Source organism: Methylobacterium jeotgali (assembly GCF_022179345.1).
Taxonomy (GTDB): Bacteria; Pseudomonadota; Alphaproteobacteria; order Rhizobiales; family Beijerinckiaceae; genus Methylobacterium; species Methylobacterium jeotgali.
Genome location: NZ_BPQR01000029.1, coordinates 1 through 24,433 on the forward strand (window position 1 = coordinate 1; position 24,433 = coordinate 24,433).

Annotated in this window: 25 protein-coding genes and 1 pseudogene; 11 read left to right on the forward strand and 15 right to left on the reverse strand. The window is 72.3% G+C overall.

Translation table 11 applies throughout. From position 1 onward, the window contains the following. The 3 genes and pseudogenes from MFF04_RS08785 to MFF04_RS08795 form a co-directional block, all read left to right on the forward strand. A pseudogene (locus MFF04_RS08785) lies at positions 1–443 on the forward strand (monovalent cation:proton antiporter-2 (CPA2) family protein); the annotation flags it as partial. Continuing rightward, entirely contained in the window at positions 436–1,908 is a 1,473-nt protein-coding gene (locus MFF04_RS08790) for an MATE family efflux transporter (protein ID WP_373319991.1), read from the forward strand. The pseudogene MFF04_RS08785 and the gene MFF04_RS08790, both read left to right, overlap by 8 nt. A gap of 122 nt (positions 1,909–2,030) precedes the next feature. Beyond that, a complete protein-coding gene (locus MFF04_RS08795) occupies positions 2,031–2,783 on the forward strand; it encodes a DUF937 domain-containing protein (protein ID WP_238275126.1) in 753 nt (250 codons plus the stop codon). Positions 2,784–2,818: 35 nt separating this feature from the next. On the opposite strand, the gene MFF04_RS08800 is transcribed toward MFF04_RS08795, so the two are convergent. From MFF04_RS08800 to MFF04_RS08810, 3 genes are all read right to left on the reverse strand, one after another. Next, positions 2,819–3,004, reverse strand: coding sequence for a Flp family type IVb pilin (locus tag MFF04_RS08800; RefSeq protein WP_238275127.1), 186 nt, complete (start codon positions 3,002–3,004; stop codon positions 2,819–2,821). A 172-nt stretch (positions 3,005–3,176) separates the two neighbouring features. Beyond that, a complete protein-coding gene (locus MFF04_RS08805) occupies positions 3,177–3,458 on the reverse strand; it encodes a DUF3072 domain-containing protein (RefSeq protein ID WP_238275128.1) in 282 nt (93 codons plus the stop codon). Positions 3,459–3,562: 104 nt separating this feature from the next. Next, positions 3,563–4,450 (reverse strand): branched-chain amino acid aminotransferase, encoded by an 888-nt coding sequence (locus tag MFF04_RS08810; RefSeq protein WP_238275130.1) that lies wholly within the window; start codon positions 4,448–4,450, stop codon positions 3,563–3,565. A gap of 174 nt (positions 4,451–4,624) precedes the next feature. Here MFF04_RS08810 and MFF04_RS08815 point away from each other — a divergent pair, with 174 nt between their 5' ends. From MFF04_RS08815 to MFF04_RS08825, 3 genes are read left to right on the forward strand one after another with little or no spacing between them, the layout of a single operon-like run. Next, complete coding sequence (locus tag MFF04_RS08815) at positions 4,625–5,152, forward strand: MarR family winged helix-turn-helix transcriptional regulator (RefSeq protein WP_373319992.1); 528 nt, start codon at positions 4,625–4,627, stop codon at positions 5,150–5,152. Next, entirely contained in the window at positions 5,152–5,853 is a 702-nt protein-coding gene (locus MFF04_RS08820) for a response regulator (protein WP_238275131.1), read from the forward strand. The genes MFF04_RS08815 and MFF04_RS08820 overlap by 1 nt, the downstream gene beginning before the upstream one ends. A gap of 13 nt (positions 5,854–5,866) precedes the next feature. Continuing rightward, positions 5,867–7,273, forward strand: coding sequence for an ATP-binding protein (locus MFF04_RS08825; protein WP_238275133.1), 1,407 nt, complete (start codon positions 5,867–5,869; stop codon positions 7,271–7,273). Positions 7,274–7,279: 6 nt separating this feature from the next. On the opposite strand, the gene MFF04_RS08830 is transcribed toward MFF04_RS08825, so the two are convergent. After that, on the reverse strand, positions 7,280–7,573 hold the full coding sequence (locus MFF04_RS08830) for a hypothetical protein (protein WP_238275135.1): 294 nt from the start codon (positions 7,571–7,573) through the stop codon (positions 7,280–7,282). A gap of 186 nt (positions 7,574–7,759) precedes the next feature. Between MFF04_RS08830 and MFF04_RS08835 the strand changes: the two genes are divergently transcribed. Continuing rightward, positions 7,760–7,945, forward strand: coding sequence for a hypothetical protein (locus MFF04_RS08835; protein ID WP_238275137.1), 186 nt, complete (start codon positions 7,760–7,762; stop codon positions 7,943–7,945). A 13-nt stretch (positions 7,946–7,958) separates the two neighbouring features. Then, positions 7,959–8,378, forward strand: a complete 420-nt coding sequence (locus MFF04_RS08840; protein WP_238275139.1) for a lysozyme inhibitor LprI family protein — start codon at positions 7,959–7,961, stop codon at positions 8,376–8,378. Between the two features lie 34 nt (positions 8,379–8,412). Here MFF04_RS08840 and MFF04_RS08845 read toward each other — a convergent pair whose 3' ends face one another. Next, a complete protein-coding gene (locus MFF04_RS08845) occupies positions 8,413–11,550 on the reverse strand; it encodes an efflux RND transporter permease subunit (RefSeq protein ID WP_238275141.1) in 3,138 nt (1,045 codons plus the stop codon). 13 nt (positions 11,551–11,563) lie between these two features. Further along, positions 11,564–12,802, reverse strand: coding sequence for an efflux RND transporter periplasmic adaptor subunit (locus MFF04_RS08850; RefSeq protein ID WP_306308063.1), 1,239 nt, complete (start codon positions 12,800–12,802; stop codon positions 11,564–11,566). A 187-nt stretch (positions 12,803–12,989) separates the two neighbouring features. Between MFF04_RS08850 and MFF04_RS08855 the strand changes: the two genes are divergently transcribed. Beyond that, positions 12,990–13,163 (forward strand): hypothetical protein, encoded by a 174-nt coding sequence (locus MFF04_RS08855; protein ID WP_238275142.1) that lies wholly within the window; start codon positions 12,990–12,992, stop codon positions 13,161–13,163. A gap of 6 nt (positions 13,164–13,169) precedes the next feature. On the opposite strand, the gene MFF04_RS08860 is transcribed toward MFF04_RS08855, so the two are convergent. The 9 genes from MFF04_RS08860 to MFF04_RS08900 all read right to left on the reverse strand — a co-directional run bounded on the left by MFF04_RS08860 (position 13,170) and on the right by MFF04_RS08900 (position 21,884). After that, positions 13,170–13,727, reverse strand: a complete 558-nt coding sequence (locus MFF04_RS08860) for a TetR/AcrR family transcriptional regulator (protein WP_238275144.1) — start codon at positions 13,725–13,727, stop codon at positions 13,170–13,172. Positions 13,728–13,733: 6 nt separating this feature from the next. Beyond that, positions 13,734–14,207 carry a nuclear transport factor 2 family protein gene (locus tag MFF04_RS08865; protein ID WP_238275146.1) on the reverse strand — a complete coding sequence of 158 codons (474 nt, stop codon included), beginning with the start codon at positions 14,205–14,207 and terminating at the stop codon, positions 13,734–13,736. 102 nt (positions 14,208–14,309) lie between these two features. After that, complete coding sequence (pgl, locus tag MFF04_RS08870) at positions 14,310–14,984, reverse strand: 6-phosphogluconolactonase (protein WP_238275148.1); 675 nt, start codon at positions 14,982–14,984, stop codon at positions 14,310–14,312. Beyond that, on the reverse strand, positions 14,984–16,027 hold the full coding sequence (locus MFF04_RS08875; protein ID WP_238275150.1) for a Gfo/Idh/MocA family protein: 1,044 nt from the start codon (positions 16,025–16,027) through the stop codon (positions 14,984–14,986). The genes pgl and MFF04_RS08875 overlap by 1 nt, the downstream gene beginning before the upstream one ends. Before the next feature lie 154 nt (positions 16,028–16,181). Beyond that, positions 16,182–16,745 carry a D-sedoheptulose-7-phosphate isomerase gene (locus MFF04_RS08880; protein ID WP_238275152.1) on the reverse strand — a complete coding sequence of 188 codons (564 nt, stop codon included), beginning with the start codon at positions 16,743–16,745 and terminating at the stop codon, positions 16,182–16,184. Positions 16,746–16,983: 238 nt separating this feature from the next. After that, positions 16,984–19,800 carry a glycosyltransferase family protein gene (locus tag MFF04_RS08885; RefSeq protein WP_238275154.1) on the reverse strand — a complete coding sequence of 939 codons (2,817 nt, stop codon included), beginning with the start codon at positions 19,798–19,800 and terminating at the stop codon, positions 16,984–16,986. Further along, a complete protein-coding gene (locus tag MFF04_RS08890; RefSeq protein WP_238275156.1) occupies positions 19,797–20,273 on the reverse strand; it encodes a DUF4214 domain-containing protein in 477 nt (158 codons plus the stop codon). Before MFF04_RS08890 ends, MFF04_RS08885 begins: the two co-directional genes overlap by 4 nt. Positions 20,274–20,400: 127 nt before the next feature. Then, a complete protein-coding gene (gene map / locus MFF04_RS08895) occupies positions 20,401–21,153 on the reverse strand; it encodes a type I methionyl aminopeptidase (protein WP_238275158.1) in 753 nt (250 codons plus the stop codon). Continuing rightward, positions 21,150–21,884, reverse strand: coding sequence for a type 1 glutamine amidotransferase (locus MFF04_RS08900; RefSeq protein WP_238275160.1), 735 nt, complete (start codon positions 21,882–21,884; stop codon positions 21,150–21,152). Before MFF04_RS08900 ends, map begins: the two co-directional genes overlap by 4 nt. Positions 21,885–22,017: 133 nt before the next feature. On the opposite strand from MFF04_RS08900, the gene MFF04_RS08905 reads away from it, so the two are divergent. Further along, a complete protein-coding gene (locus tag MFF04_RS08905) occupies positions 22,018–22,614 on the forward strand; it encodes a nitroreductase family protein (protein WP_238275161.1) in 597 nt (198 codons plus the stop codon). A 5-nt stretch (positions 22,615–22,619) separates the two neighbouring features. Further along, on the forward strand, positions 22,620–24,245 hold the full coding sequence (locus MFF04_RS08910) for an acetate--CoA ligase (protein ID WP_238275163.1): 1,626 nt from the start codon (positions 22,620–22,622) through the stop codon (positions 24,243–24,245). Positions 24,246–24,433 lie beyond the last annotated feature (188 nt).

The window sequence follows — 24,433 nt, forward strand, 5'->3', positions numbered from 1 at the left end:
TCGTCGACATGGTCCACGAGGAGTTCGGCACGGTGCGCACCTACGTGCGGGCCTTCGACCGGACGCACGCCGTCGAGCTGATGAACCGGGACGTCGACTTCCAGCTCCGCGAGACCTCCGAATCGGCCCTGGCCTTCGGGCGCGCCGCCCTCGAAGGGCTCGGCGTCTCGCCGGAGGCCGCCGCCCGCACGGCCGCCGACGTGAGGAAGCGCGACATCGCCCGCCTCGTCCTCCAGCAGGCGGGCGCGCTCCCCGACGGCACCAACTGGCTGCGCGGCCCCCTCGGGGAGCTGAAGCCCGAGCCCCTCACCGCTCCCAAGCGGCCGGCCCGGGCGTTGAGCGCCGAGACCCGCGACGTGATCGGCGCCGAGCGGCGGGAAGCCGCCCAGCGCGTCCTCGAACCCGACTCCCCCCGTCTCGAGACCGCCCGTCCCGATGCCTGACGCGTCCCCGGACGTCTCGCCGAAGCCCGCCCCGCCGGAGGCCGCCCCCCAGGGCCGCTTCGTCGAGGGCTCGATCATGCGCCACGTGCTCGTGATGAGCGGCACGGGCTCGATCGGGCTGATGGCGATCTTCGTCGTCGACCTGCTCTCGCTCCTCTACGTGTCGAAGCTCGGCGACCCGGCGCTGACCGCGGCGGTCGGCTTCGCCTCGATCGTGCAGTTCATCGCCATCGCCGTGAACATCGGCCTGATGATCGCAGCCGGTGCCCTGGTCTCGCGGGCCCTCGGGGCGCGGGACGAGGCCCTGGCGCGCCGGCTCGCGACCTCCGCGACCCTGCTCGGGCTGCTGGCGGCGGCGGTTCTCGTCGTGCTGCTCCTCGTCGTCGCCGGGCCACTGCTCGCATTGATCGGGGCGGACGCGCGCACCCTGCCCGTGGCCGAGCGCTTCCTCTGGATCACCCTGCCCTCCAACCTGCTGATGGGGCCGGGGATGCTGTTCTCCGGCCTGCTCCGGGCGCGGGGCGCGGCCAAGGAGGCGATGTACGTCACCCTCGGCGGCGCGATCGTCACCGCAGGGCTCGACCCGCTGCTGATCTTCGGGGCCGGGCTCGGGGTCGACGGGGCCGCGATCGCCGTCTGCGTCGCCCGCGGGGTCTTCCTGCTGATCGGCTGGCTCGGGGTCCGCCGCTACCGGATGCTCGGGCCCCCGTCGCTCGCGGAAGCCGCCTCGGACGCGCCGGTCGTGTTCCGCATCGCCCTGCCGGCGGTACTGACCAACCTCGCGCCCTCCGTGGCGAGCGCCTTCATCGCCCACGCGCTCGCGGGCTTCGGCCCCGAGGCGATCGCCGCCAACGCCGTGATCGACCGGCTGAGCCCCGTGGCCTTCGGCGGCCTCTTCGCCATGTCCGGCTCGATCGGCCCGATCCTCGGCCAGAACTGGGGGGCGCTGCGCTTCGACCGGATGCGGGGCGTGCTGCGGGACGGCGCGCTCCTCACCGCGCTCTACGTCCTCACCGTCTGGCTCGGCCTCGCGGTGGCGCGGGGGCCGCTGACCGACCTGTTCGAGCTGAAGGGCCCCGCCGCGGAGCTGTTCGGCTTCTTCTGCCTCGTCAGCGGCGGCGTCTGGTTCTTCAACGGGCTGCTGTTCCTGTCGAACGCCTCCTTCAACAACCTCGGCTTCCCCTTCCTCTCCACCGCCCTGAACTGGGGCCGGGCGACGCTCGGCACGGTGCCGCCGGCGCTTCTCGGCGCCTGGCTCTACGGGCCGCGCGGCGTCATCCTCGGGGTCGGGATCGGCTCGGTGGCCTTCGGGGCGCTGGCCGCTGTCCTCGCCTTCCGCACGGTGACGCGGCTGGAGGCGCGAGCGCGGGCGCTCGCGCTCCCGGCGGGACCGCGCCACGCGGCGGCGGACGCCGAGGCCTCCCTCGCCGCCGGCCCCTCGGAAACGGGGGCCGCGACCCACTGAGCGCGGGACGGCGCCCGTCCCGCTTCTGGTCAGGCTCCGTGCTTCGGCCTAAGCTGTCACCGGGGCGGGCGTTTTCCGTCCTCGGCGCTCCGGCGCCGGGCTCGCTCGCTGGACGGCCTGCCATGTTCAACCCGTTCGAGATGCTCCTCGCCCAGGGAGCCGGAGCGCAGGCCGCACAGGGCCTGGGCCAGCCCTTCGGCCTCAGCCCGGAGCAGACCCGCCGCGCCGTGGAGGCGCTGCTGCCGGCCTTCGCCCTCGGGCTCCAGCGCAACCCCGGCGGCGACCCGGCCGCGCTGATGCGTCTGTTCTCCTCGCCGGTGATGAACCAGGCCGTGCTCCAGCAGGCGGCGGCCGCAAGCGGCGTCGGCACCCAGGCGCTGCGCCAGATGCTCCCGGCCATGGCGGGGATGGTGGTCGCGAGCCTCGTCCACGTGATGCTGAACCCGCCCCCGGCGGCCGCTCCGGCCCGGCCGGAGCCCGAGCCCCCGGACGCCTTCGCGGCGGGCTCGGCCGCCTGGGCCGAGATGATGAAGGCCTTCCTGCCGCCCCCCTCCCCGCCCGCCGCGGCGCCGGCTCCGCCGCCGCGCCCCGTCGAGAGCCCGGCCCCCAGGCCCGTGGAGACGGCGCCTTCCCCCGGCCTCGACGTGTTCCAGCAGATGCTGCGGACCGGCACCGAGGTTCAGGAAGAGAACGTCCGGGCGATGAAGGGCATCTTCGACGCCTTCTGGATGGACGGGACCGCCGCGCCGGCATCGGCTCCGAAGCCCGATCCCGGCCGCAAGCCCCGCCCCGCCAAGGAGGCATCGGTCAAGGAGACCCCCGCCAAGGACGGCTCGCCCGCCCGCCCGCGCAAGGGCATCGCGCCCAAGGGATAGGAGGTGGGGCAGGAGCGCCGGCCGACGCCCTCTCCTCACATGACCTGGGAGATGGCGGTGATGATCTTGTCGTACATGGAGCCGACGCCGGCGCCGTAGGCCTTGAGGCTGCCCGCGATGCCGAGGAAGACGAGGCCGGCGATCAGCGCGTACTCGATGGCCGTCGCGCCGCCGGTGTCCCCGGCGAAGCGCGCGAGCCAACGGCTCGGCCTCGGCGTCATCCTGGTTCGGCCGGATGCCGAGGCCCGCGTCATTGTCCGTCCCCTCGGCACAGTGCACCGAAGCAACCCTAGCGGGAACGGCTTGCCAGAGGGTTAACCCGGTCCGCAAGACACAACCGGCGGAAGAGAACGAATCCACCAAGCCGGCGTCGATGCATCCTGAGATTGCATATCAAGCCTTGTCGCGGCCGGTCTCCTGGCGGAGCGCGACGATGCGCTTCGAGGCCTCGGCCTTGTCGAGGTCGTCGGCGTAGGACTCGGGCGCGCCCGCCTCCTCCGAGAGGGTCTTGAGGTAGGAGGCCTGAGCGCCGGTCATCGGCTCGCCGCCGGTCGTCCAATCGTCCGGATCCTTGATCCGGTTCGAGGTATCGGTCGGATCGACCTTGGGATTGGTCTCGGAGGACTTGGACGCCTTGGACGACTTGGCGTCGGTGTCAGCGGCTTTGCCGGACATGGGGGAACCTTTCGTTCTCGAAATGTTCCGATCAACGGCCGGCCGACGACTCCGTTCCCGGCCCGGCAGGCCGGAAGCCCGGGATCGCCGAGCCCCGGCTGCGATCAGGCGGCGTGGGCCTTGGGCTGCACTTCCGCGGTGTAGTCGTCCATCAGGGTCTTGGTGAGGGCGCCCGGCGTGAAGCGGTAGGGACCGATCTCGGCCACCGGCGTCACCTCGGCGGCTGACCCGGTGATGAAGCACTCGGAGAAGCCGTCCATCTCCTCGGGCCGGATGCGGCGTTCGATCACCTCGATGCCGCGGCGGCGGGCGAGCTCGATCACCGTCTGGCGGGTGAGGCCGTTGAGGAAGCGGTCGGCGAGCGGCGTGTGGATCACCCCGTCCTGCACGAAGAACACGTTGGCGCCGGTGCACTCGGCGACGTTGTCCTCCCAGTCGAGCATCAGGGCGTCGGCGTAGCCCTTGTTCTCGGCCCGGTGCTTCGAGATCGTGCAGATCATGTACAGGCCCGCCGCCTTCGAGGCGGAGGGGATGGTGCGCGGGTCAGGGCGCCGGTAGTCGGCGATGTCGAGGCGGATGCCCTTCATCTTGGTGGCCGGGTCGAAGTAGCTCGGCCACTCCCAGGCGGCGACGGCCAGATGGATGGTGTTGCCCTGGGCGGCGACGCCCATCATCTCCGAGCCCCGCCAGGCGACCGGACGCAGGTAGGCGTCCTGGAGGCCGCTCGTGCGCAGCACCAGCGCCTTGGCCGCCTCGATCTCCTCGACGCTGTAGGGGATCCTGAAGTCGAGGAGCTCCGCCGAGCGGTGCAGGCGCTTGGTGTGCTCCAGGCTCTTGAAGATGCGGCCGCCATAGGCGCGCTCGCCCTCGAACACCGCCGATCCGTAGTGGAGACCGTGGCTCAGCACGTGGATCTTCGCGTCCCGCCACGGCACCATGACGCCGTCGAACCAGATGGTGCCCTCGCGCTGATCGAACGGGATCACGGACATCGGGGATCTTCCTTCAGGGGCGTCCGCAGGACGGATCGCGGACGCGGCGGCTCGGGCGCTCCGGCCGGAATCCGGCGGGCAGGGCGTCCGCTCTCCTTTGGCCGAAGGCTTGACGGGTATCAACCGGGCTGAGATATGTCAATAACACTGACGTATATCGAGGGGCACCCGAACGTGCGACGGGCCGAGGGCGAGATCGCGGAGACCGGTGCCGGAGGCGTGCCCGCCCCGGGGCGGGCGAGCGACGACCTCATCGAGCTGCTGTTCTTCGCCTATCGCGACTTCGTCGGCGATCCGGACCGGATCCTGGCCGAGTACGGCTTCGGCCGGGCGCACCACCGGGTGCTGCACTTCGTCGACCGCTATCCCGGTCTCACGATCGCCGAATTGCTCGACATCCTGCGCATCACCAAGCAGAGCCTCAACCGGGTGCTCAAGGATTTGATCGAGCAGGGCTACATCGAGCAGAAGCCGGGGGTGAGCGACCGCCGCCAGCGGCTGCTGTTCTGCACGCAGACGGGAGCGCGGCTCGCCGCCGACCTCATCGACGTGCAGACCCGCCGGATCGCCCGGGCGCTGGCCGAGCCGGAGGCCTCCCCTTCGGCGTCCGCGGCCCAGGAGTTCCTGCTCGCCATGATCGAGCCGGAGGAGCGCGCGAGCGTCCGCCGCCTGATGGCCCGCCGCGACCGGAGCGCCTCCTGATGCCGGCCGCGCCCGTCGAGCTGTCCGATCAGGCCCCCCACGTCCTCGTCGTCGACGACGATCGGCGCCTGCGGGAGCTGCTCTCCCGCTTCCTGTTCGAGCAGGGCTTCCGGGTGACGGCCGCCGCCAACGCCGCCGAGGCCAGCGCCAAGGCGCAGAGCTTCGTCTTCGACGCCCTGGTGCTCGACGTGATGATGCCCGGCGAGAACGGCTTCGACTACGCCCGCCGGGTCCGCAAGACCTCCCGCGTGCCGATCCTGATGCTCACCGCGCGCTCCAACCCCAACGACCGGGTGATGGGCCTCGAGATCGGCGCCGACGACTACCTGCCGAAGCCCTTCGAGCCGCGGGAGCTGATCCTGCGCCTCACCAACATCATCAACCGGGCCGGTGGGCCGGGACGCAGCGCCGGGGGCGATGTCGTGACCTTCGGCCCCTTCGCCTTCCGCATCGACCGGGGCGAATTGCGCCGGGGCGAGGAGATGATCCGCATCACCGAGCGCGAGCGCGAGATCCTGACGATCCTCGCGAATGCCGCGGGCGGCAGCGTCGAGCGGCACGTGCTCGCGGGCGACGCGGCCGGCGAGCGCACCCTCGACGTGCAGATCAATCGGCTCCGCCGCAAGACCGAGGTCGATCCCGGCAACCCGACCTTCCTCCAGACCGTGCGCGGCGTCGGCTACCGCCTCGCGGTCGACTGAGGGCGGCCGGGCGATGAGCGGGGAGGCCGCCGGCGTCGCCGCGGAGGCGCCCCAAGCGGGCGGCGCCGCGGCGTCCCGCCCCCCGGCCCGGCGCTGGCTCAAGCGCCTGTCGCGGCGGATCGGCGACTGGCTGCCGAAGGGCCTCTACGCCCGCTCGCTCATCATCATCATCGCCCCCGTGGTGCTGCTCCAGTCGGTGATCGCCTACACCTTCATGGAGCGCCACTGGCAGCTCGTGACGAAGCGCCTGTCCTCGGCGGTCACCGCGGACATCGCCGCGCTCATCGACGTCTACGAGCGTTACCCCCAGGACAAGGACGCCGAGACGCTGACCCGCATCGCCGGCGAGCGCCTCAACCTCGACCTCGACGTCCTGAAGGGCGCGAAGCTTCCCCAGCCGGGGCCGCGACCCTTCTTCTCGATCCTCGACGAGGCGCTCTCCGACGAGCTGAAGCGGCAGATCGGGCGGCCCTTCTGGATCGACACGGTCGGCCGCTCGAACCTCATCGAGATCCGCGTCGCCATCCCCGACGGCGTGATGCGCATCACCGCGCGCCGCTCCCAGGCCTACGCCTCGAACTCGCACATCTTCCTCGTCTGGATGATCGGCTCCTCGATGGTGCTCCTCGGGGTCGCGATCCTGTTCCTGCGGAACCAGATCAAGCCGATCCTGCGGCTCGCGGCGGTGGCCGAGGGCTTCGGCAAGGGCCGCGAGATCGAGTTCCGCCCCCGCGGAGCGCGGGAGGTCCGGCAGGCGGGGCACGCCTTCATCGAGATGAAGCGGCGCATCGAGCGGGCGATGGAGCAGCGCACGACGATGCTCAACGGCGTCAGCCACGACCTGCGCACCATCCTCACCCGCTTCCGGCTTTCGCTGGCGCTCGTCGAGCAGACGCCGGAGGTCGAGGACCTGATGCGCGACGTCGACGAGATGGGCCGGATGCTCGAGGCCTACCTCGCCTTCGCCAAGGGCGACTCGGCCGAGATCGCCCAGCCCACCGACATGCGCGCCCTGCTCGAGGACCTGCGCACCGACGCCGAGCGCCTCGGCGCCCAGGTGAACGACGTCGAGCTCGCGGGCTCCCCCGTGGTGACGGTGCGCCCGGACGCGCTCCGGCGCTGCCTGTTCAACCTCGTGGCCAACGCCGCCCGCTACGCGGAGACGGTGGCGATCTCCGGCCGCATGGAGGCGCGCTCCTTCCTCGTCTCCGTCGACGACGACGGGCCGGGCATCCCGCCGGAGAGCCGCGAGGAGGTGTTCAAGCCGTTCCTGCGCCTCGACGATGCCCGCCAGGACGCGGGCGGCTCGGGCCTCGGCCTCTCGATCGCCCGCGACATCGCCCGCGCGCATGGCGGTGACGTCACCCTCCACGACAGCCCGCTCGGGGGACTGCGCGCGACGGTGCGGGTGCCGGCCTGAGGCCGCTCAGGCCCGGGTGCGCTCCTGCATCCGGGCGAACTCGGTGCGGGCGTTGAGCGCGAGATGATCGAGGGCGCGGGCATCGAGCCCGGCCCGCTCGAGGCGCTGGCGCAGCGCTTCCTCGCCCTGCCAGGCGTAGCCCGAATCGTGCGGCAGGTGCCGCAACAGCAGCGGGCTCACCACCTTGTCGCGCTGGTAGGCGCGGTGGCGCAGGAGCCGGCCGATCTGCGCCACGATCTCGTCGATCCGCGAAGCCTCCGGCGAGAGCGATCCGCTCCGGTTCACCGACGTGTGACGCATGGTCCCGATCCTTCCCTCGCGCACAAACTGATGCGGGAAGCTTGCGTTTGTGTGAGCGCCGGGATCCTACCTTGCAAAAAACTTCGCCCCGGGCATCCCCAGGCAGACTTGGCGGTGCTATGCACGGCGCCATCCATCCGGCAGGGCGCCCGTCCCGCCGCCTCCGGTCCGTAGACAGAGCCCGCCATGAACCCGCTCGTTCCGCTCTTCGTCCTGGTCTGCCTTCCGATCGTCGCGATCGGCGCCGTGCTGTTCACGGATACCGGCGTCGAGCCGGCCCTGATCACCGCCTCGATCAAGACCTTCGTGATCCTCGGCGTGATCGCCGCCGCCCTGTCCTTCGGCGCAAGCCGCCTCGCCGACCGGTCCTGACACCGGCCCGGCGATGCGTTTCGCCGCCGCCGCGCTGCTTCTCGGCCTCGCCGTCGTCCCGGCTTCGGCCGAGCCCAAGGCGGTGCCGGTCGACTGCGCCAAGGCGTCCTCGACGCCCGAGATCGCCTTCTGCGCGCAGGAGGATTTCGAGCGCGCCGACAAGCTCCTCAACGAGGCCTACAAGGGCATGCTCGCCAAGGTCGGCAGCGCCAGCGCCGACGTGCCCGGGCTCGCCGTGCAGCAGAAGGCCTGGCGCGAGGCCCTGGTCGAGTCGCAGCGCCGCTGGATCGCCTTCCGCGACGCGGATTGCGCGGCGGTCGGCGCCGGCTGGATGGGCGGCACCGGCATGGGCGCCGCCGTCTCGAACTGCCTCGCCGACGCCACCCGCGCCCGCACGAAGGTGCTCCAGTCGCGCACCCGCGAGGGTGGCTGAGCCTCCCCGCTCCGCAAACTTCTGACGACCCGCCCTACTCCGCCGCCACGCTCGGCGGCCGGTAGCCGCGCCCGTCATTCGCGGGCTCGTGCGGGCCGAACACCGTCTCCTCCGGCTCGTCGCGGGCGCCCACGAAGCGCGAGAACAGCCGGGCCGTGAACCGGGACAGGTCGTCCATCAGCACGAAGAAGGCCGGCACGAACAGCAGCGACAGGCCCGTCGAGACGATGAGGCCGCCGATCACCGCGATGGCCATGGGCGAGCGGAACTCGCCGCCGATGCCCAGCGCCATCGCCGAGGGCACCATGCCGGCGGCCATGGCGATGGTCGTCATCACGATCGGCCGCGCCCGCTTGCGGCCGGCATCGACGATGGCGGTCGCCCGGTCGACGCCGGCCCTCATCTCCTCGACGGCGAAGTCGACGAGCATGATCGCGTTCTTCGTCACCACGCCCATCAGCATCAGGATGCCGATGACGACCGGCATCGAGATCGGCTTGCTGAAGACGAGCAGGCCTAGGATGGCGCCGCCGATGGAGAGCGGCAGCGAGAACAGGATCGTCACCGGCTGCAGGAAGTTGCCGAACAGCAGCACGAGGACGCCCATCACCATCATCAGCCCGGCGCCGATGGCGAGCGCGAAGCCTTCGAAGACCTCGCCCATCACCTCGGCATCGCCCGTCTGGCTGATGGTGACGCCGGGCGGCAGGTTCGTGGCGGCGGGCAGCGCCATCACCTGCGCGATCAGCGAGCCCAGCGCGTCCGAGCCCCGCATGTCCGCCTCGATGGCGACACGCACGGCGCGGTCGTAGCGGTCGATCGCCGCCGGCCCCTGGCCGAGGCTGATCTCGGCGACCGTCGAGAGCGGCACCGCGGCGCCGCCCTTCACCGGCACCTTGAGCGTCTCGATCTCGGAGAGATGCCCGCGCATGGCCTCGGGCAGCTGCACCCGGATCGGCACCTGCCGGTCGGCGGCGTTGAACTTGGCGAGGTTGGCGCTGATGTCGCCGATGGTGCCGACCCGGACCGTCTCGGCGATGAGGTCGGTCGAGACGCCGAGATCCGCCGCGACGCCGGGCTTCGGGCGGATGCGGATCTCGGTTCGGTCGAGCGGTGCCGTCGAGGCGACGTTGACGAGGTGCGGCACCTCCGCCGCCTCCCGCTGGAGGCGGGCGGCGACGTCGGCCACGACCGCCCGGTCCGGCCCGGCGATGATCAGGGCGAGGTCGCGCTGGCCGCCCTCGCGCAGCGCCCAGAAGCGGATGTCGGGCACCTCGCGCAGGATGTCGCCGACGGCGACGTCGACCTGCTTCTGGGTGCGGTGGCGCGCGTTCTTCGGCGTCAGGTTGATGGTGAGGCTCGCGAGCCGCGTCTCCTTCTTGCCGGGAAGCTGGCGGCCCCCGTCCACGAAGACGCTGCGCACCTCGGGCAGCGCCCTCACCTTCTCCACGATGGCGTCGGTGACGCGGGTCGTCTCGGCGAGCCTGGCGCCGGGCGGCAGCTCGACGACGAACATGGTGCGCGCCGCGTCCTCCGCCGGCAGGAAGCCGGCGGGCAGGAGCCCCGTCGAGGCGATGGAGCCGGCAAAGCAGGCCAGGCCCGCGACGAGCGTGACGTACTTGTGCCTCACCGACCAGGCGACGAGCCGCGTGTAGGCCCGCATCACCGGCCCTTCGCGCTCGTGATCGGGGCCGTGGTCGCGCAGGAAGTAGGCGGCGAGAAGCGGCGTGATCAGACGTGCCACGAGCAGCGACATGAACACGGCCGCCGCGATCGTCAGGCCGAACTGCTTGAAGTACTGGCCGGCGATGCCGCCCATGAAGGAGACGGGCGCGAAGATCGCCATGATCGTCGCGGTGATGGCGATGACCGCGAGCCCGATCTCGTCGGCGGCCTCGAGGGAGGCGCGGTAGGGCGACTTCCCCATGCGCATGTGGCGCACGATGTTCTCGATCTCGACGATGGCGTCGTCGACAAGGATGCCCGTGACGAGGGTGATGGCGAGAAGGCTGACCGCGTTGAGCGAGAAGCCCATGGCGCTCATCACCCAGAAGGTCGGCAGCACCGAGAGCGGCAGGGCGATCGAGGCGATCAGCGTCGCCCGCCAGTCGCGCAGGAACAGGAACACGACGATCACCGCCAGCGCCGCGCCTTCGAGGAGCCCGAGCATCGCCGAGTGGTAGTTGCCGACCGTGTTGGTGACGGAGGAATCGATCAGGTCGAAATGCACGCCCGGATTGGTCTTTCCGAGCTCCGCGATCTTGCGGGCGACGCCCGACGCCACATCCGCGTCGCTCGCCCCCGTCGCCCGCGAGATCGCGAAGGCGACGACGGGCTCGCCGTTGAAGCGGGCGAAGGTGCGCGGCTCCTCGGAGCCGTCCGTGAGGGTCGCGAGTTCGTCGAGGCGCACCTTGCGCCCGCCGGGCAGGACGATCGAGGTCGCCGCCAGCGTCTCGAGGCTCGCCGAGGCCGCCAGCGCCCGGATCGACTGCTCCTGGCCGCCGACCTCGGCGCGTCCCCCCGCCATGTCCGCGGAGGTGAGGCGCAGCTGCCGGTTCACGTCCGCGGCGGTGATGCCGAGCGCCAGCAGCCGGTCGGGCTTCAGCGTGACGCGAACCTCGCGGGCGACGCCGCCGAGGCGCTCGACGCCGCCGACGCCCTTCACCCCCTGGATCTGCCGGGCGATGACGTCGTCCACGAGCCAGGAGAGGTCCTCCGGCGTCATCGCGGGCGCCGACGCCCCGTAGATCATGATCGGCAGGCCGGCGATCTCGACGCGGCTGATGATCGGCTCCTCGATCGTCCGCGGCAGGTTCATGCGGACCTTCGAGACGGCGTCCTTCACGTCGTTGACCGCCCGGTCGGTGTTCACCTCCAGGCGGAACTCGATCGTCGTGACGGAGGAGCCCTCGCTGATCGTCGAGAGGATGTGCTTGACGCCCTTCACCCCCGCCACCGAATCCTCGACCCATTTCGTCACCTGGGTCTGGAGCTCGGAGGGGGCCGCGCCCGACTGCAGGATCGTCACCGAGACGATCGGGATGTCGATGTTGGGGAAGCGTGTGATCGGCAGGCTGCGGAAGCTGACGAGGCCGAGCACCATCAGCACCAGGAACAGCACCACCGGCGGCAGCGGGTTGCGGATCGCCCAGGCGGAGACGTTGAGACGCATCGCGGGCTCTCCCTCAAGGCGCCGCGGCGTCGGCCGCGCGGGCCGGGGCGGAGACCGCCCGCACCCGGTCGCCGTCGCGCAGGAAGCTGCCCGCGCGCGCCACCACGCTCTCGCCGCCGGCGAGCCCCTCTCGGATCTCCGTCACGCCCTGCGCCGAGAGGCCGTTGACGACCCGGCGCGCCTCGACGCGGTCGTTGCGGGCGACGAGCACGCTGGCGCCGCCGTCGGCGGAGAACAGCAGCGCGGAGACCGGGACGGCGACGCCGGTGCGCCGCGCGACCTCGACGGTGCCGCGGGCGAAGGCGCCCATCCGCAGGCTCGGATCGGGATCGAGGGTGATGCGGACCTTGCCGAGCCGGGTGGTGCGGTCGACCTCCGGGTAGATGCGGCGGACGCGGCCGGCGATGGCCCCGCCCCCTTCGAGATCGAGGCGGGCCGGCTTGCCCACGGCGAGACGCGGCATAGCGGTCTCGGGCACCTCGCCCTCGAGCTCGATCTCGCCCCGGGCGATCAGGCGGAACAGGGGTTCGCCGACCGCCGTCGCGGTGGCGCCGACCCGGGCGGTGCGGCGGTTGACGATGCCGGCCTCGGGCGCGCGGATCTCGGTGCGGGCCCGGCGGAGCGCGATCTCGGAGCCCTGCGCGCGGGCGGTGGCAAGATCGGCCTGCGCCGCCTGGAGGCCGCCGCGGGCGGCCGCGAGCTTGCCCTCGGCGCCCTGCGCCGTCGAGACGCGCTGCTCGAGCGTGACGGCGGTGGCGTTGCCGGTCTTGATGAGGGACTGGGCGCGCTCCAGCGCCAGCTTCGCCTCGACCTGCGCGGCCTCGGCCTGGACGATCTGGCTGCGCGCCTGGACGATGGCGGCCTCGGCGCGGGCGACGGCCGCGACATTGGCCGCTTCCTGCGTCTCGATCATCTCCCGCGAGAGGCGGGCGAGCACCTGGCCCTGCGCCACCCGGTCGCCCTCCTCGACGAGCAGCTCCGTGATGCGCAGGCCCTCGATCTCGGGGGAGACCAGGATCTCGTCGCGGGGCACCAGGGTGCCGGTGACGACCGCCCGCTCCACGATCTCCCGCCACTCGGCCGGCACAACCGTGACGGCGGGAGCGAGGGCGGCGGGGTCGGGAACCGCGGGAGTCTCGGCGGCCGTCGCAGCGCGCGATCCGAGGGGGCCGAGCGCCAGGCACAGCGCGAAGACGATCCGAGCGACCGGGAAGCGGGACGTCACGGCAGGGTTTCCATCTCGGCCACGCATCGGCGAAGCCTCCGCGGGGCCAGGGCTTGCAGCGCCGGCCCCATCGGTCGGTCGCTCTCGATGTCGTGCGGTCCCTCGCCGCTCAGACCGGCGATTTCAAGGCATCCGCCGGGAGCGGAAGACCCGTCGGGGCGTTCTCTCAGTAGAATGCCGCGCGGCAAGCTTTCCGGCAGGAGCGACCGGTCTCATGCATATCTATCAGATCCGACAGAAATCGAGCAGGGCCATCCTCTGGACCGGCGCCGCCCTCGACCCGCAGAGCGCCCTCGACGCCATGGCCCGCGAGGCCGGATATCGGGACTTCGACGGCCTGCCCGAGACCCTGCGCGCCCAGGGCTTCGAGACCGCCGACCTCGGCTGAGGCGGCTCAGCCGAGGAGCCGCGCCTCGATCCGGCGCAGCGACCGGCCGAACATCGCCGGCTCGTCGAAGGCGCGCGCCGCGACGAGCGCCCCCTGGATGGCGGCCACCGCCTCCTCGGCGAGGTCCCGCGCCTCGCCGGGCGGCCGGCCGGCCCGCGCCAGCGCGTCGGTGAGCGCGTCGCGCCAGCCGGCGAAGTACCGGGCAATGCGCTCGCCGAAGCGGTCGCGGACCTCCCCCAGCGCGAAGACCCCGACGAGGCAGACCCGCCGGCCGGACCGGAAGTAGGTTTCGGTCGCCGCCAGCGACGCGCGGATGGCGGCCCGCGGGTCCGGGTCCTCGCGCAGCGGCCGGTAGAGGTTGTCCTCGAACCACGCCTCGATCTCGGCGAGCACGGCGGAGGCCATCTCCTCCTTGCCGCCGGGAAAGGCGTGGTAGAGGCTGCCCTTGCCGAGACCCGTGCGCGCGCCGATCACCGCGAGGCTCGCGCCCTCGTAGCCGTGCTCCCGGAAGACCTCGCCGAGGATCGGGATCAGCGCGGCGCGGCCCGCCGGGCGCGGAGCCATGGCGTCTCAGAGACCGAGTTCGGTGAGACCGGGATGGTCGGCCGGGCGCGGGCCCGAGGCGTCCCAGTGGAACTTGCGCTCGGCCTCGGCGATCGGCACGTCGTTGATGCTGGCGTGGCGGATCTTCATCAGGCCGTTCTCGGCGAAGTGCCAGTTCTCGTTGCCGTAGGCGCGGAACCATTGGCCCTCGGCAGTCCGGTACTCGTAGGCGAAGCGCACGGCGATGCGGTCCGGCCCGTGCGCCCAGATCTCCTTGATCAGGCGGTAGTCGAGCTCCCGCTCCCACTTGCGGGTCAGAAAGGCCGCGACCTCCTCGCGGCCGGTCAGGAACTCCGAGCGGTTCCGCCAGCGCGTGTCCGGCGTGTAGGCCAGCGCCACCCGCTGCGGATCGCGCCCGTTCCAGGCGTCCTCGGCGGCGCGGACCTTCCTGACGGCGCTCTCGTGATCGAAGGGCGGCAGCGGCGGGCGGCTCTCGGTCATCGCGATTCCTTTCGCATCGTGAATGTACCGATTGGTACAGATTATGTACCAATCGGTCAAGAGCACGGCGCGTCGACGGCTCGGGATACGAAGCCTTCAGCCTCAGGGGCAGCGCAGGAGATGGACCTCGCCGGCGGCCTCCCGCAGCAGGCGGGTGATCGGCGTGCGCAGCGGGTCGGCGTCGGGCGCCAGCGCACGGTCGAGGGCGGCGTTCTTCTCCGGTCCGTTGACGACGAGGACGATGCGCCCCGCCTCGCGGATCGCCGGGATGCCGAGCGTGATGCGGGCGTGCCTGTGGGGCGCCGTCTCGGGGAGCCCCGCGACGAAGGCCTCGCCCGCGATCTCCGGCCGGTCGGGAAACAGCGAGGCGACGTGGGCGTCCGTGCCGATACCGAGATAGGCCACCGCAGGCGGCCAGGGCAGCGACCGCAGGGTGCTCTCGTGGGCGCGCGCGGCCTCCTCCAGAGGGAGGCCGACGTCGATGCCGTGATAGGCGATCCCGCCCGCCTCGCGCAGCGCCGCGCGCACCGTGCCCTCGTTCGAGTCCGGGTGGTCGGGGGCGACGAAGCGCTCGTCGCTCGACACCACCGCGAGGCGCGACCAGTCGAGACCGGCGCGGGCGACGCGGGGCAGCACCTTACCCGGCACCTGCCCGCCCGAGACCATGAAGGTCGCGCGCGGGCTCCGCTCCAGCGCTTCCCCCAACCCCTCGACGATCCGCCTTGCGCAGGCCGCGACCGCCGCGTCGAGGTCGGGGAAGCGCTCGGTGACGACCATCAGCGCTGGCCGACCCGACGCAGGTTCTCGTGGAGCTCCTTACCGAGCGCGTGCTCGTTCTCGTAGATGCGGTCGATGAGCGTCATGACCTCGAGCGCCTGCTGCGAGGTGCCGAGGCGGACGGGAAGCCCGAGCGTCACCGCGTCCATGAAGTGCTCGGCCTCCTTGTCCCAGGAGGTGTCGACCTCGTAGGTCAACTTCTCTTCGTCGGCCCAGCTGGCCGCCGGGGCCACCGAGCGGTTCTTGGCGATGGTCAGCACCTCCTCGCCGTAGGTGCCCGAGGAGGTCTTGAGGCCGTTGAGCACGAGGTAGCCGCGCTCGGTGAAGACCTCGAGCGAGAACAGGTGCCGCCACTGCGTCATGGTCGAGTGGAACGAGACCTCGATGCCGCTCGTCCTGTCGCGCATGATCGCGAAGACGTTGTCCTCGATGCCGGGGATGTTCCAGTAGTGGCTGGTGACGAAGGCGCTGATCTCGTCGAAGCTCGTGCCGCCGATGTACTGGAACAGGTCCAGCATGTGGATGCCCTGGTCCATCAGGATGCCGCCCCCGGCCTTGGAGCGGTCGGCCCGCCAGGTCTTGAGGTAGTCGCCGTCCACGCTCTTGCCGTAGCGGCCGCGCATCCACAGCACCCGCCCGTAGGCGCCGCTGTCGACGATCTGCTTGAGCTTGTCGACGCCGGCATGGTGGCGGTGGTTGAAGCCGTACATCAGAACGCGGTCAGACTCCGCCTCCGCGGCCATGATCTCGCGGACCTCGGCGGCGTTGAAGGCCGGGGGCTTCTCGCAGAACACGTTCTTGCCGGCCTTGAGCGCGGCGATGGTGGTCGGCCGGTTGAGGTGGTTCGGCAGGCAGACGACGACGGTGTCGACCTCCGGGTCGTTCACGATCGCCTCGATGCTCGGCGCGACGCGGCAGGTGGCGTCGGTCGGGGTGTCGATGTCGTAGACGACGACGATCTCCGAGCGCCCGTCCTTGCGCAGGGCCTCGGCGCGGATGCGGCCCATCTTGCCATAGCCGATGATCCCGACGCGATTTGCCATCACATGCCTCTGACGATTTCGGGGGCCGGCCCGGACGTCACGTCCTGCGGGGCCGCGCGGAAGAACGGCGCCCGGTCAGGGCCGGGCGCCCGGGGATTGCGGACGGGGAAGAGGTAGCAACGGCCGCGCCACGACGGGCCGCGGCCGCCGCGCCTCAGCTGACGCTGTACTCGGCCTTGCCGACGAGCATGTCGACGACGGTGGTGAGCCAGATCATGTGCGTGCACTCGACGATGTTGTAGGCCTTGCTGTCGCACCAGAAGGCGATGTCGGAGACCTCGCGCAGCGGGTTATCGGCCTTGGCGCCGGTGAAGCTCACCACCTTGATGCCGCGCTCGCGGGCGGTGCGGGCGGCGTTGACGGCGTTCTGCGAGCGGCCGGAGACCGAGATCAGGACGAGGCCGTCGCCGGCGTCGCCGTGATGCTCCACGGCCTTGGCCATGAAGTTCTCGAAGCCGAAATCGTTGGAATAGGCGGTGATCAGGTTCGGCTCGTTGAAGTCGACGCCGCGCACCTTGGCCTGCTTGGTGAAATCGACCGCGCCGTGCGAGGCGATCGAGGCGCTGGCGCCGTTGCCGGCGAACATCAGCTTGCGGCCGTTGGCGCGCACGTCGAGGCAGAGCGCGTGGAATGCTTCGAGCGAACCCCTGATCGCGGGGTCGAAGATCGCGGCCTGATAGCGCGCGTAATAGTCGTCGAGCCAGCTATTCCATTCCATGATTCAAACCCCCGTGGCGCTTCGGCGACGGTTTCGGCACGATACTTCCGGAAAGCCTCGAGCCGCCGTCGACTTTGAGTTTATGAGCCGACGAAGCCGGCCTTTTCCTGTCGAGCGCGGGCGGAAGACAACATGAGTGGCCTTCCGCCGCAAGCCTGTGAAGGCAAAGAATGTCGATACACTTAAGACCGGCCGCGCCGGCCGACGGATCATCGGTCTTCGCGCGCCCTCCGGGGCGTCAAAGCTGCGGGGCCGGACCCTCCCGGAGGCGGCGCAGAAGCTCCGGGATCGCGGTCTCCGACGCGAGGCCTCCGGCCTCCGCGAGCGACACGACCGGAACGCCGGCCATGCGGGCCAGGGCGACGAGCCGGTCCGTGCCCGCATCCTGTCCCCCCACCACCAGGGCGGCGCATTCCGCGATCCAGGCCTCGGCGGGCAGCGCCAGCGGCGCCCCGAGGGGCCCCGCGGACAGGAGACGCGCCGCCTCCCCCTCGGCGACGACGAGCCCGGCTGCGGAGCCCGCGGCCGCGAGGGCGACGGCCAGCGCGGCGGGATCGACCGTCCCGGCGGCCGGGCTCAGCGCGACGAGGGGCCGGACGAGGCCCACGGTGGCCCTGAGGTGCGCGAGCTCGCCCGGCGAGAGGTCCGCGTCCGCCTGTCCCGGGGACGGGTCCGTGGGGACGGCGCCATCGCCCTGCCCGCGCGGCGGACCGGGGCGGGCGAGCATCGCGCCGATCTCGGCCCGGTAGGGGACGGTCAGGCGATCCCAGTCGAGATGCGTCCGCGCGAAGGCCCGCGCGCGCCGCGCGGTCGCGGCGAGCCCCGCCGGGTCGGCGAGGAGGTGCTGCGCCAGACGGGCGAGGCTCTCGCGGGGCGCGATCCGCCCGAGCCCCTCCGCCTCGATGGGAAAGCCCCGCCCGCCGAAGGGCGTGGCGAGCACCGGCAGGCCGTGGGCGAGGTAGTCGGCGAGCTTGAGGTTGGCGCCGCCGCCCGTCTCGACGGGATTGAGGGCGAGGCTCCAGCCGGACAGCGCCCGCGCCTTCTCGCCGGCCGGGAGGGCGCCGAGAAGGCGCAGGTTGCCGGGCAGCGGCTCCCCGAGCCCGTCGCCGGCCTCGCCGAGGATCTCGAACCGCATCTCCGGCAGGGACGGCGCCAGGACCCGCGCGATAAAGGCCGCCGCCTCCCGGTTCGGGCCGTGGCCGGAGCCGAGGAAGCCGAGCACCGGCGGCCCCTCCGGCGGCGCGGGCTCCCCGTCCGGGATCGTCGCGCCGTGGCCGACGAGGAGGGTGCGGGCCCCCCAGGCCCGGAAGGTCGCCGCATCCTCGGGCGAGCAGGCGACGACGCGCTCCGACAGGGCGGCGAGCCGCCGCTCCAACCCTTCCGCGATCCCGCCGACGAGGGCCGCGACGCCCTCGCTCCCGCGCTTCAGCGCCGCCTCGACGTTGTGGGCGGAATAGACCACCGGCAGATCGGGTCGCACCGTGAGCAGGGTCGCGGCCAGCGGTGCCATGTAGCAATGCTCGAACACCGCCGCGCCGGCCTCCTGCGCAAGGTCCGCGACGAGGCCCGAGAGCGCCGGGTTGTCGGCGCAGAAGAGCGCCGCCGCGACGTCCTCCGCCGTCAGGCCCGACAGGGCGGCGAGGTCGCGCTCGAAGGCGGCATGGCCCGGCGTCTTCGGCAGGCCGATCTGAAGCAGGCGGGGCCCGAGCCGGTCGATCCGGGGCCTGTCCGCGAAGGTGACGAGCACCGTGTCGGCGTCGAGCCGCGAGAGCGTCTCGCGGATCCGGACCGCCCCCCCGGTCTCGCGGCCGGCGACGGGATAGTCGTTGAGGGCCACGACCAGGGGCGCCCGCCCCGGCGCGTGGGGGCCGAGGCGGCCGTCGACGGCCTGGGCCAGCGCCCGGCCGAGATCGCGGGCGACGAGCCCCCAGGCCATCGGCGCCACCGCTCGGCGGGCGGCCTCCGCCATCCGCTCCGCCCGCCCCGGATCGGCGAGGAGACCGCGGAGCGCCGCGACGAAGCCCGGCCCGCGCTCGCGCAGGGTCAGGTGGACGCCGTCATGGAGATCGAGGCCGCGCACGGCGAAGGGCGTGGCGAGGCAGGGCAGCCCGCAGGCGGCGACCTCCAGAGCCTTGAGGCTGGTGCCGGATCCCGTCGCGACGGGATCGAGGAACAGGCTCGCGCGGGCCAGGAGATCGGCCTTGGCCGCCGGATCGAGCAGGCCGGCCCGGATCAGGTTCGGCGGCCCCTCGGGGATCGCAGAGGAGACGCCTCCGGCGATGACGACGTCCGCCTCGGGCATCTCCGCCGCGAGGGTGGCGAGAGAGGCGGCGGCCTCGACGTTCGGCGGGTGGGCCGAGCCGAGGAAGGCGAGGAGCGGCCTCTCCTCGGGTCGCGGAGGCCGCCGCGCCGCCACCGCCGCGGCGGCCTCCGGGTCGAAGCCGTTCGGGATCTCGTAGAGGCGGTGCGCCTCGACCCCGTAGAGGAGCCGCATCCGCTCGAGGTCCTCGAAGGAGGGCGCGAGCACGACCTCCGCCCGCCGGGCGAGGCGGCGTTCCAGGCGCCAGACGCGGAGCCAGGCCTCCCCCGCTCCCGCCCCGGTCGCGGTCTCGCCGACGAGGCTCGCTTCGTGATTATGAGCGCCATAGACCTCGCGCACGCCCTCGAGCCCGGCGAGCAGCGGCTCGGAGAAGGGTGATTCGTGCACGACGAGGCCGGCGCGAGCGGCGAGATCGCGCGCCATCCGGCGGAGCCCCCACTCGGGATCGGCGGCGGCGAGCGCGAAGGCGAGGCCGGCGCGATCACCGGCGAGGCCGGACCGGGCGAGGCGCGCGGCGGCGCGCTCCCACACCGCGTCCTTCGGCACACGCAGCTCGCGGAACCGCTCCGTATGCCGCACCTCCGCGAAGGCGCCGCCGGCATCGCTCGCCGAGAGCAGCGTGACCGACCAGTCCGCACCGAGCGCCCGATAGAGATGGCCGAGGCGCGCCTCGCCCCCCGAGCGGGGCGGCCACACCGCCGGGAAGTAGCTGAGGACGAGGAGGTCGCGGCTCACGCAGGCCGCCCGGTCGGCATCGCGGCGAAGCGGTAGGCGAGGCCGCGCCCGCGTCCCTCCTCGGAGGCGGCGAGCGCGCGCAGGAGCGCGAGACGGTCGAGCCGCCCTTCCGCCAGGGCCTGCGCGTAGGCCGCGGCGCCCCCGGCATCGGCCGGGCGGCCGAGAATTGCCTCGTAGGCCCGCGCCACGCAGTCCGGCGCGGCGAGGCCGGCGGCGAGCGCGGCGTGCAGGCGATAGGGCGTGGCGGCGGGCGCCGCGACGGGTCGGGCATAGACCAGAAGCTCGCTTCCCGCGCCTGGGTCCGTGCCGATCAGGTCGTCCGCCTCCGCCGGGAGGAACGAGGGCCGCCCGCTTCCGTCCGCCAGGGCGTCGAGCCGCTCGGCGGCGATATCGGCGAGCGCCCGGCGCAGGGCGAAGCGGCTGCGCACCGCGAAGCCCGCCAGGGCCGCCGCGGCCGCGGCGCGCGCCGCCATGCTCTCTCCGTCGCGCTCCGCGCTCACCGTCCCGTCGCACTCCGTGCCGTCGCAGCCGTCGGCGTCGGCCGGCCGCACCTTAGGCGCGCCGTGATCCGCCAGGGAGCGAAATCGGCCGCCCGGTCCTCTACTGGCCCGGCATCGTGAGGACCAGCGGGCCGTTGCGGGTGGCGACGACGGTGTGCTCGTACTGGACCGTGAGCGCGCGGGGCCGGCTGTAGAGCGTCCACGGATCGTCGCCGTCCTCGGCGAAGGTGGCGCCGAGCGACAGGAAAGGCTCGACGGTGAAGACCAGCCCCTCGCCCATGATCCGCCGCTCGGAGGCGTCGGGCCATGTGGCGATCTCGGTCGGCTCCTCGTGCAGGGAGCGGCCGACCCCGTGGCTCGCGAGGTTGCGCACCAGCGTGTAGCCGTTCCTGTGCGCGAAGGCGCCGACCGCCTGCCCGATGCCCGAGAGCGGCCGGCCGGCGCCGACCTGGCGCAGGCCCGTCCACAGCGCCCGGCGCCCGTCCCGGCACAGCCGCTCGGCGGCCCGCGACACCGGCGGCACGGCGAACGAGGCCCCAGTGTCGGCGAAGAGGCCGTCCTTCTCCGCCGAGACGTCGATGTTGACGAGGTCGCCCGGCGCGATCCGGCGGGGGCCGGGGATGCCGTGGGCGATCTCTTCGTCGACGCTGATGCAGGTCGCTCCGGGAAAGGCGTAGAGGAGCTCCGGCGCCGGCCGGGCCCCGGCGGCCTCCAGCAGGCCGCGTCCGATCCGGTCGAGCTCCAGGGTGGTCATGCCGGGCTCGATGGCCCGGCCCATCGCCTCCAGCGTCTCGGCGACGATGCGCCCGATGCGCTTCAGGCCGGCCAGCTCGTCCTCGCTCGACACCGTCATCGGGCCTCCCTCGCCGGTGCCGGCTTGCCGACACGCTCCGTCATGAAGCGCGTGATGGCCCCGTTCACGGCCGCGCTGTCGAGGGGCCGTTGCAGGGAATCGACCGCCGCCGTCACCACCGCGTCCGGAGCGTGGCCGCTGCGGCTGGTGGCGCAGAACATCGCGTAATCGACGGTGAACTCGGGATGCGGCTGCAGGGTCAGCGTCGTCCCGTTGTCGTAGAGCAGGCCGGCGTAGGGCGTGAAATCGGAGGCGAGGATCACCTCCGCGCCCTCCGGCAGCACCAGGACCTGATCCTGGTGCGAGCAGGCCAGCGCCACCTCGGAGCCGTCGAGGACGCCGTTGCCCGCAGCCGGGCGGTAGACGTGCCGGCCGATCCCCCAGCCCCGGTCGGACGGCGCGACGACGCCGCCGAGCGCCTGGGCGACGAGCTGATGGCCGAAGCAGATGCCGACCATCGGGACGCCGGCAGCGTGGACGCGCCGGACGAAATCCGAGAGCGGCGCGATCCAGGCATGGTCCTCGTAGACCCCGGCCGCCGAGCCCGTGATCATCACCGCCTCGAGGGTCTCGACCGCGGGATAGGTCTCCTGCGCGGCGACCACGGTCTCGAACGCGAGATCCGGCCGGCCCGCACCGAAGGCGCGCGCGAACATCTGCGGATAGGTGCCGTGCCGCGCGCGCTGTCCCTCGGGGACGGTGCCGGTCTCGATGACGGTGATGGTCGGCATGGAGCGGGGTCCCATGGGCGGGGAGCGGCCTCTGCGTCGCGTCCGCTCCCACCCCATGCGACGTCGATAAGGCCGATTTGCGCGCCGCACCATCCTCGTGCATCCCTCGCCGACGCCCCGAGGAGACCATCCCTTGACCGAGACGCTTGCCCGCCGCCCCGACCACGCGATCGACCCGCTCTTCGTCGAGCGCCGCTCGCCGCGCGCCTTCGCGGGCGAGGCGGTGCCGGAGGCGGAGCTGCTCAGGATGTTCGAGGCGGCCCGCTGGTCGCCCTCGGCCTACAACTCGCAGCCCTGGCGCTTCCTCTACGCGCTGCGCGGCGACGGCCACTGGCAGGATTTCCTCGGCCTCCTCGTCGAGGCCAACCAGCGCTGGGCGGTCGACTGCGGTGCGCTCGTGATCCTGGTGTCGAGCACGCACATGAACGTGCGCGGCGAGCTGAAACCTTCCTACAGCCACTCCCTCGACACCGGCGCCGCCTCCATGGCCTTCCAACTCCAGGCGAACCGTCAGGGCTGGCACGTGCACGGCATGGGCGGGTTCGACAAGGAACGGGCGGCGAGCCTCCTGCGCGTGCCCGAGCACCACCGGGTCGAGGCGGCCTACGGGATCGGCCGCGCGACGCCGTTGGAAGCGCTCGACGAGGAGCGACGGGCGAAGGAGGCGCCGAACGGCCGCCGGCCGATCACCGACTTCGCCTTTGCCGGCGGCTTCCCGGACAGGGCCTGACCCCCGTGCTCCTGCGCCCGGCGCCCGACTACGAGAGCCTGCGGGAGGGCTTCCGCTGGGACATCCCCGAGCGCTTCAACATGGGCGTCGCGGTGTGCGATCGCTTCGGATCGCGCGAGTTCGAGCGGCCGGCGATCCTGGAGCTGGCCGGCGAGGGCGTGCGGACGGTGACCTACGGGCAGCTGCGGCGGGACTCGAACCGGCTCGCCCACGCCCTCGCGCGGCAGGGCATCGCGCCGGGGGACCGGGTGGCGGTGCTGCTGCCGCAGACCGCCGCCGTCGTCGTCGCGCATGCGGCCGCCTACAAGCTCGGGGCCATCGCCCTGCCGCTCGCCGGGCTGTTCGGGGCGGAGGCGCTGGCCTACCGCCTCGCCGACTCCGGTGCGCGGGCAGCGATCACCGACGCCGCGGGCGCCGAGCGCCTCGCGGCCCTGCGCGGGCGGCTGCCCGAGCTTCGCCTCGTCGTCTCCCTGGACGGGCCGGCGGAGGGAACGCTCGGCCACGACGCTCTCGTCGCCGACGCCGATCCGGACTTCGCCCCCCGCGACACCGGCGCCGACGATCCGGCACTGATGATCTACACCTCGGGCACCACCGGCACCGCCAAGGGCGCGCTCCACGCCCACCGGGTGCTGCCCGGCCACATGCCCGGCTTCCTGATGATGCACGACTTCCCTCCGAAAGGCGGGGACGTGATGTGGACGCCCTCCGATTGGGCCTGGGCCGGAGGGCTCCTCAACGTGGTGATGCCGAGCCTCTGGCTCGGCGTGCCCGTCGTCGCCTGGGGCAACACCCGCTTCACGGCCGAGGGGGCCTTCGCCCTCATCGAGCGGATGGGCGTCACCAACTGCTTCCTGCCGCCGACGGCGCTGCGGATGCTGCGCTCGGTCGAGAATCCGAGGACGCGCTACGACCTCTCGCGCCTGCGCAACGTCGCCTCCGCCGGCGAGGCGCTCGGCCCCGAGACCTTCGCCTGGGCGGAGCGCGCGCTGGGGCTCACCATCGGCGAGGCCTACGGGCAGACCGAGTGCAACCTCGTCCTCGCCTCCTGCCGGGCGGCGGGCGTGGCGCGGGCGGGCTCCACCGGCCGCCCGGTGCCGGGCCACGCGGTCGCGGTCCTGCGCCCGGACGGAAGCGAGGCGGGCGTGGACGAGCCCGGCGAGATCGCCGTGAAGGCGCCCGACCCGGTGATGTTCCTGCGCTACTGGAACCGGCCCGAGGACACGGAGCGGAAGTTCCGCGACGGCTGGCTCCTCACCGGCGACACCGCGCGCCGGGACGCGGACGGCTACGTCCACTTCGTCGGCCGCGACGACGACCTCATCACCTCCGCCGCCTACCGGATCGGCCCCACCGAGATCGAGGACGGGCTGCTGCGCCATCCGGCGGTGGCGCTCGCCGCGGCGGTCGGCAAGCCCGACGCGCTGCGCACCGAGATCGTGAAGGCCTTCGTCGTGCTGCGCGAGGGCTTCTCGCCTTCGGAAGACCTCGCGCAGGAGATCCTGGCCTTCGGCCGCAGCGTGCTCTCCGCACACGAGGCGCCGCGGGAGATCGCGTTCCGCGAGAGCCTGCCGATGACGACGACGGGCAAGATCATCCGGCGGGCGCTGCGGGATGAGGGAGCAGTATAGTGGTTTTAGCTTGGCATGCGATCTAATACTATAGTCGCCCTCAACCCGCTAATAACGTTCCTGATGCCCAATTTCGGCGAAAAGCTCAAGTTGATATAACTCTGATTATTTTCCTAAATGCAAAGGATTTTCGCTACGAGATCGCGAGGACCGATACTGGAACGACAGCAGAGAGAGAGAGAGAGAGA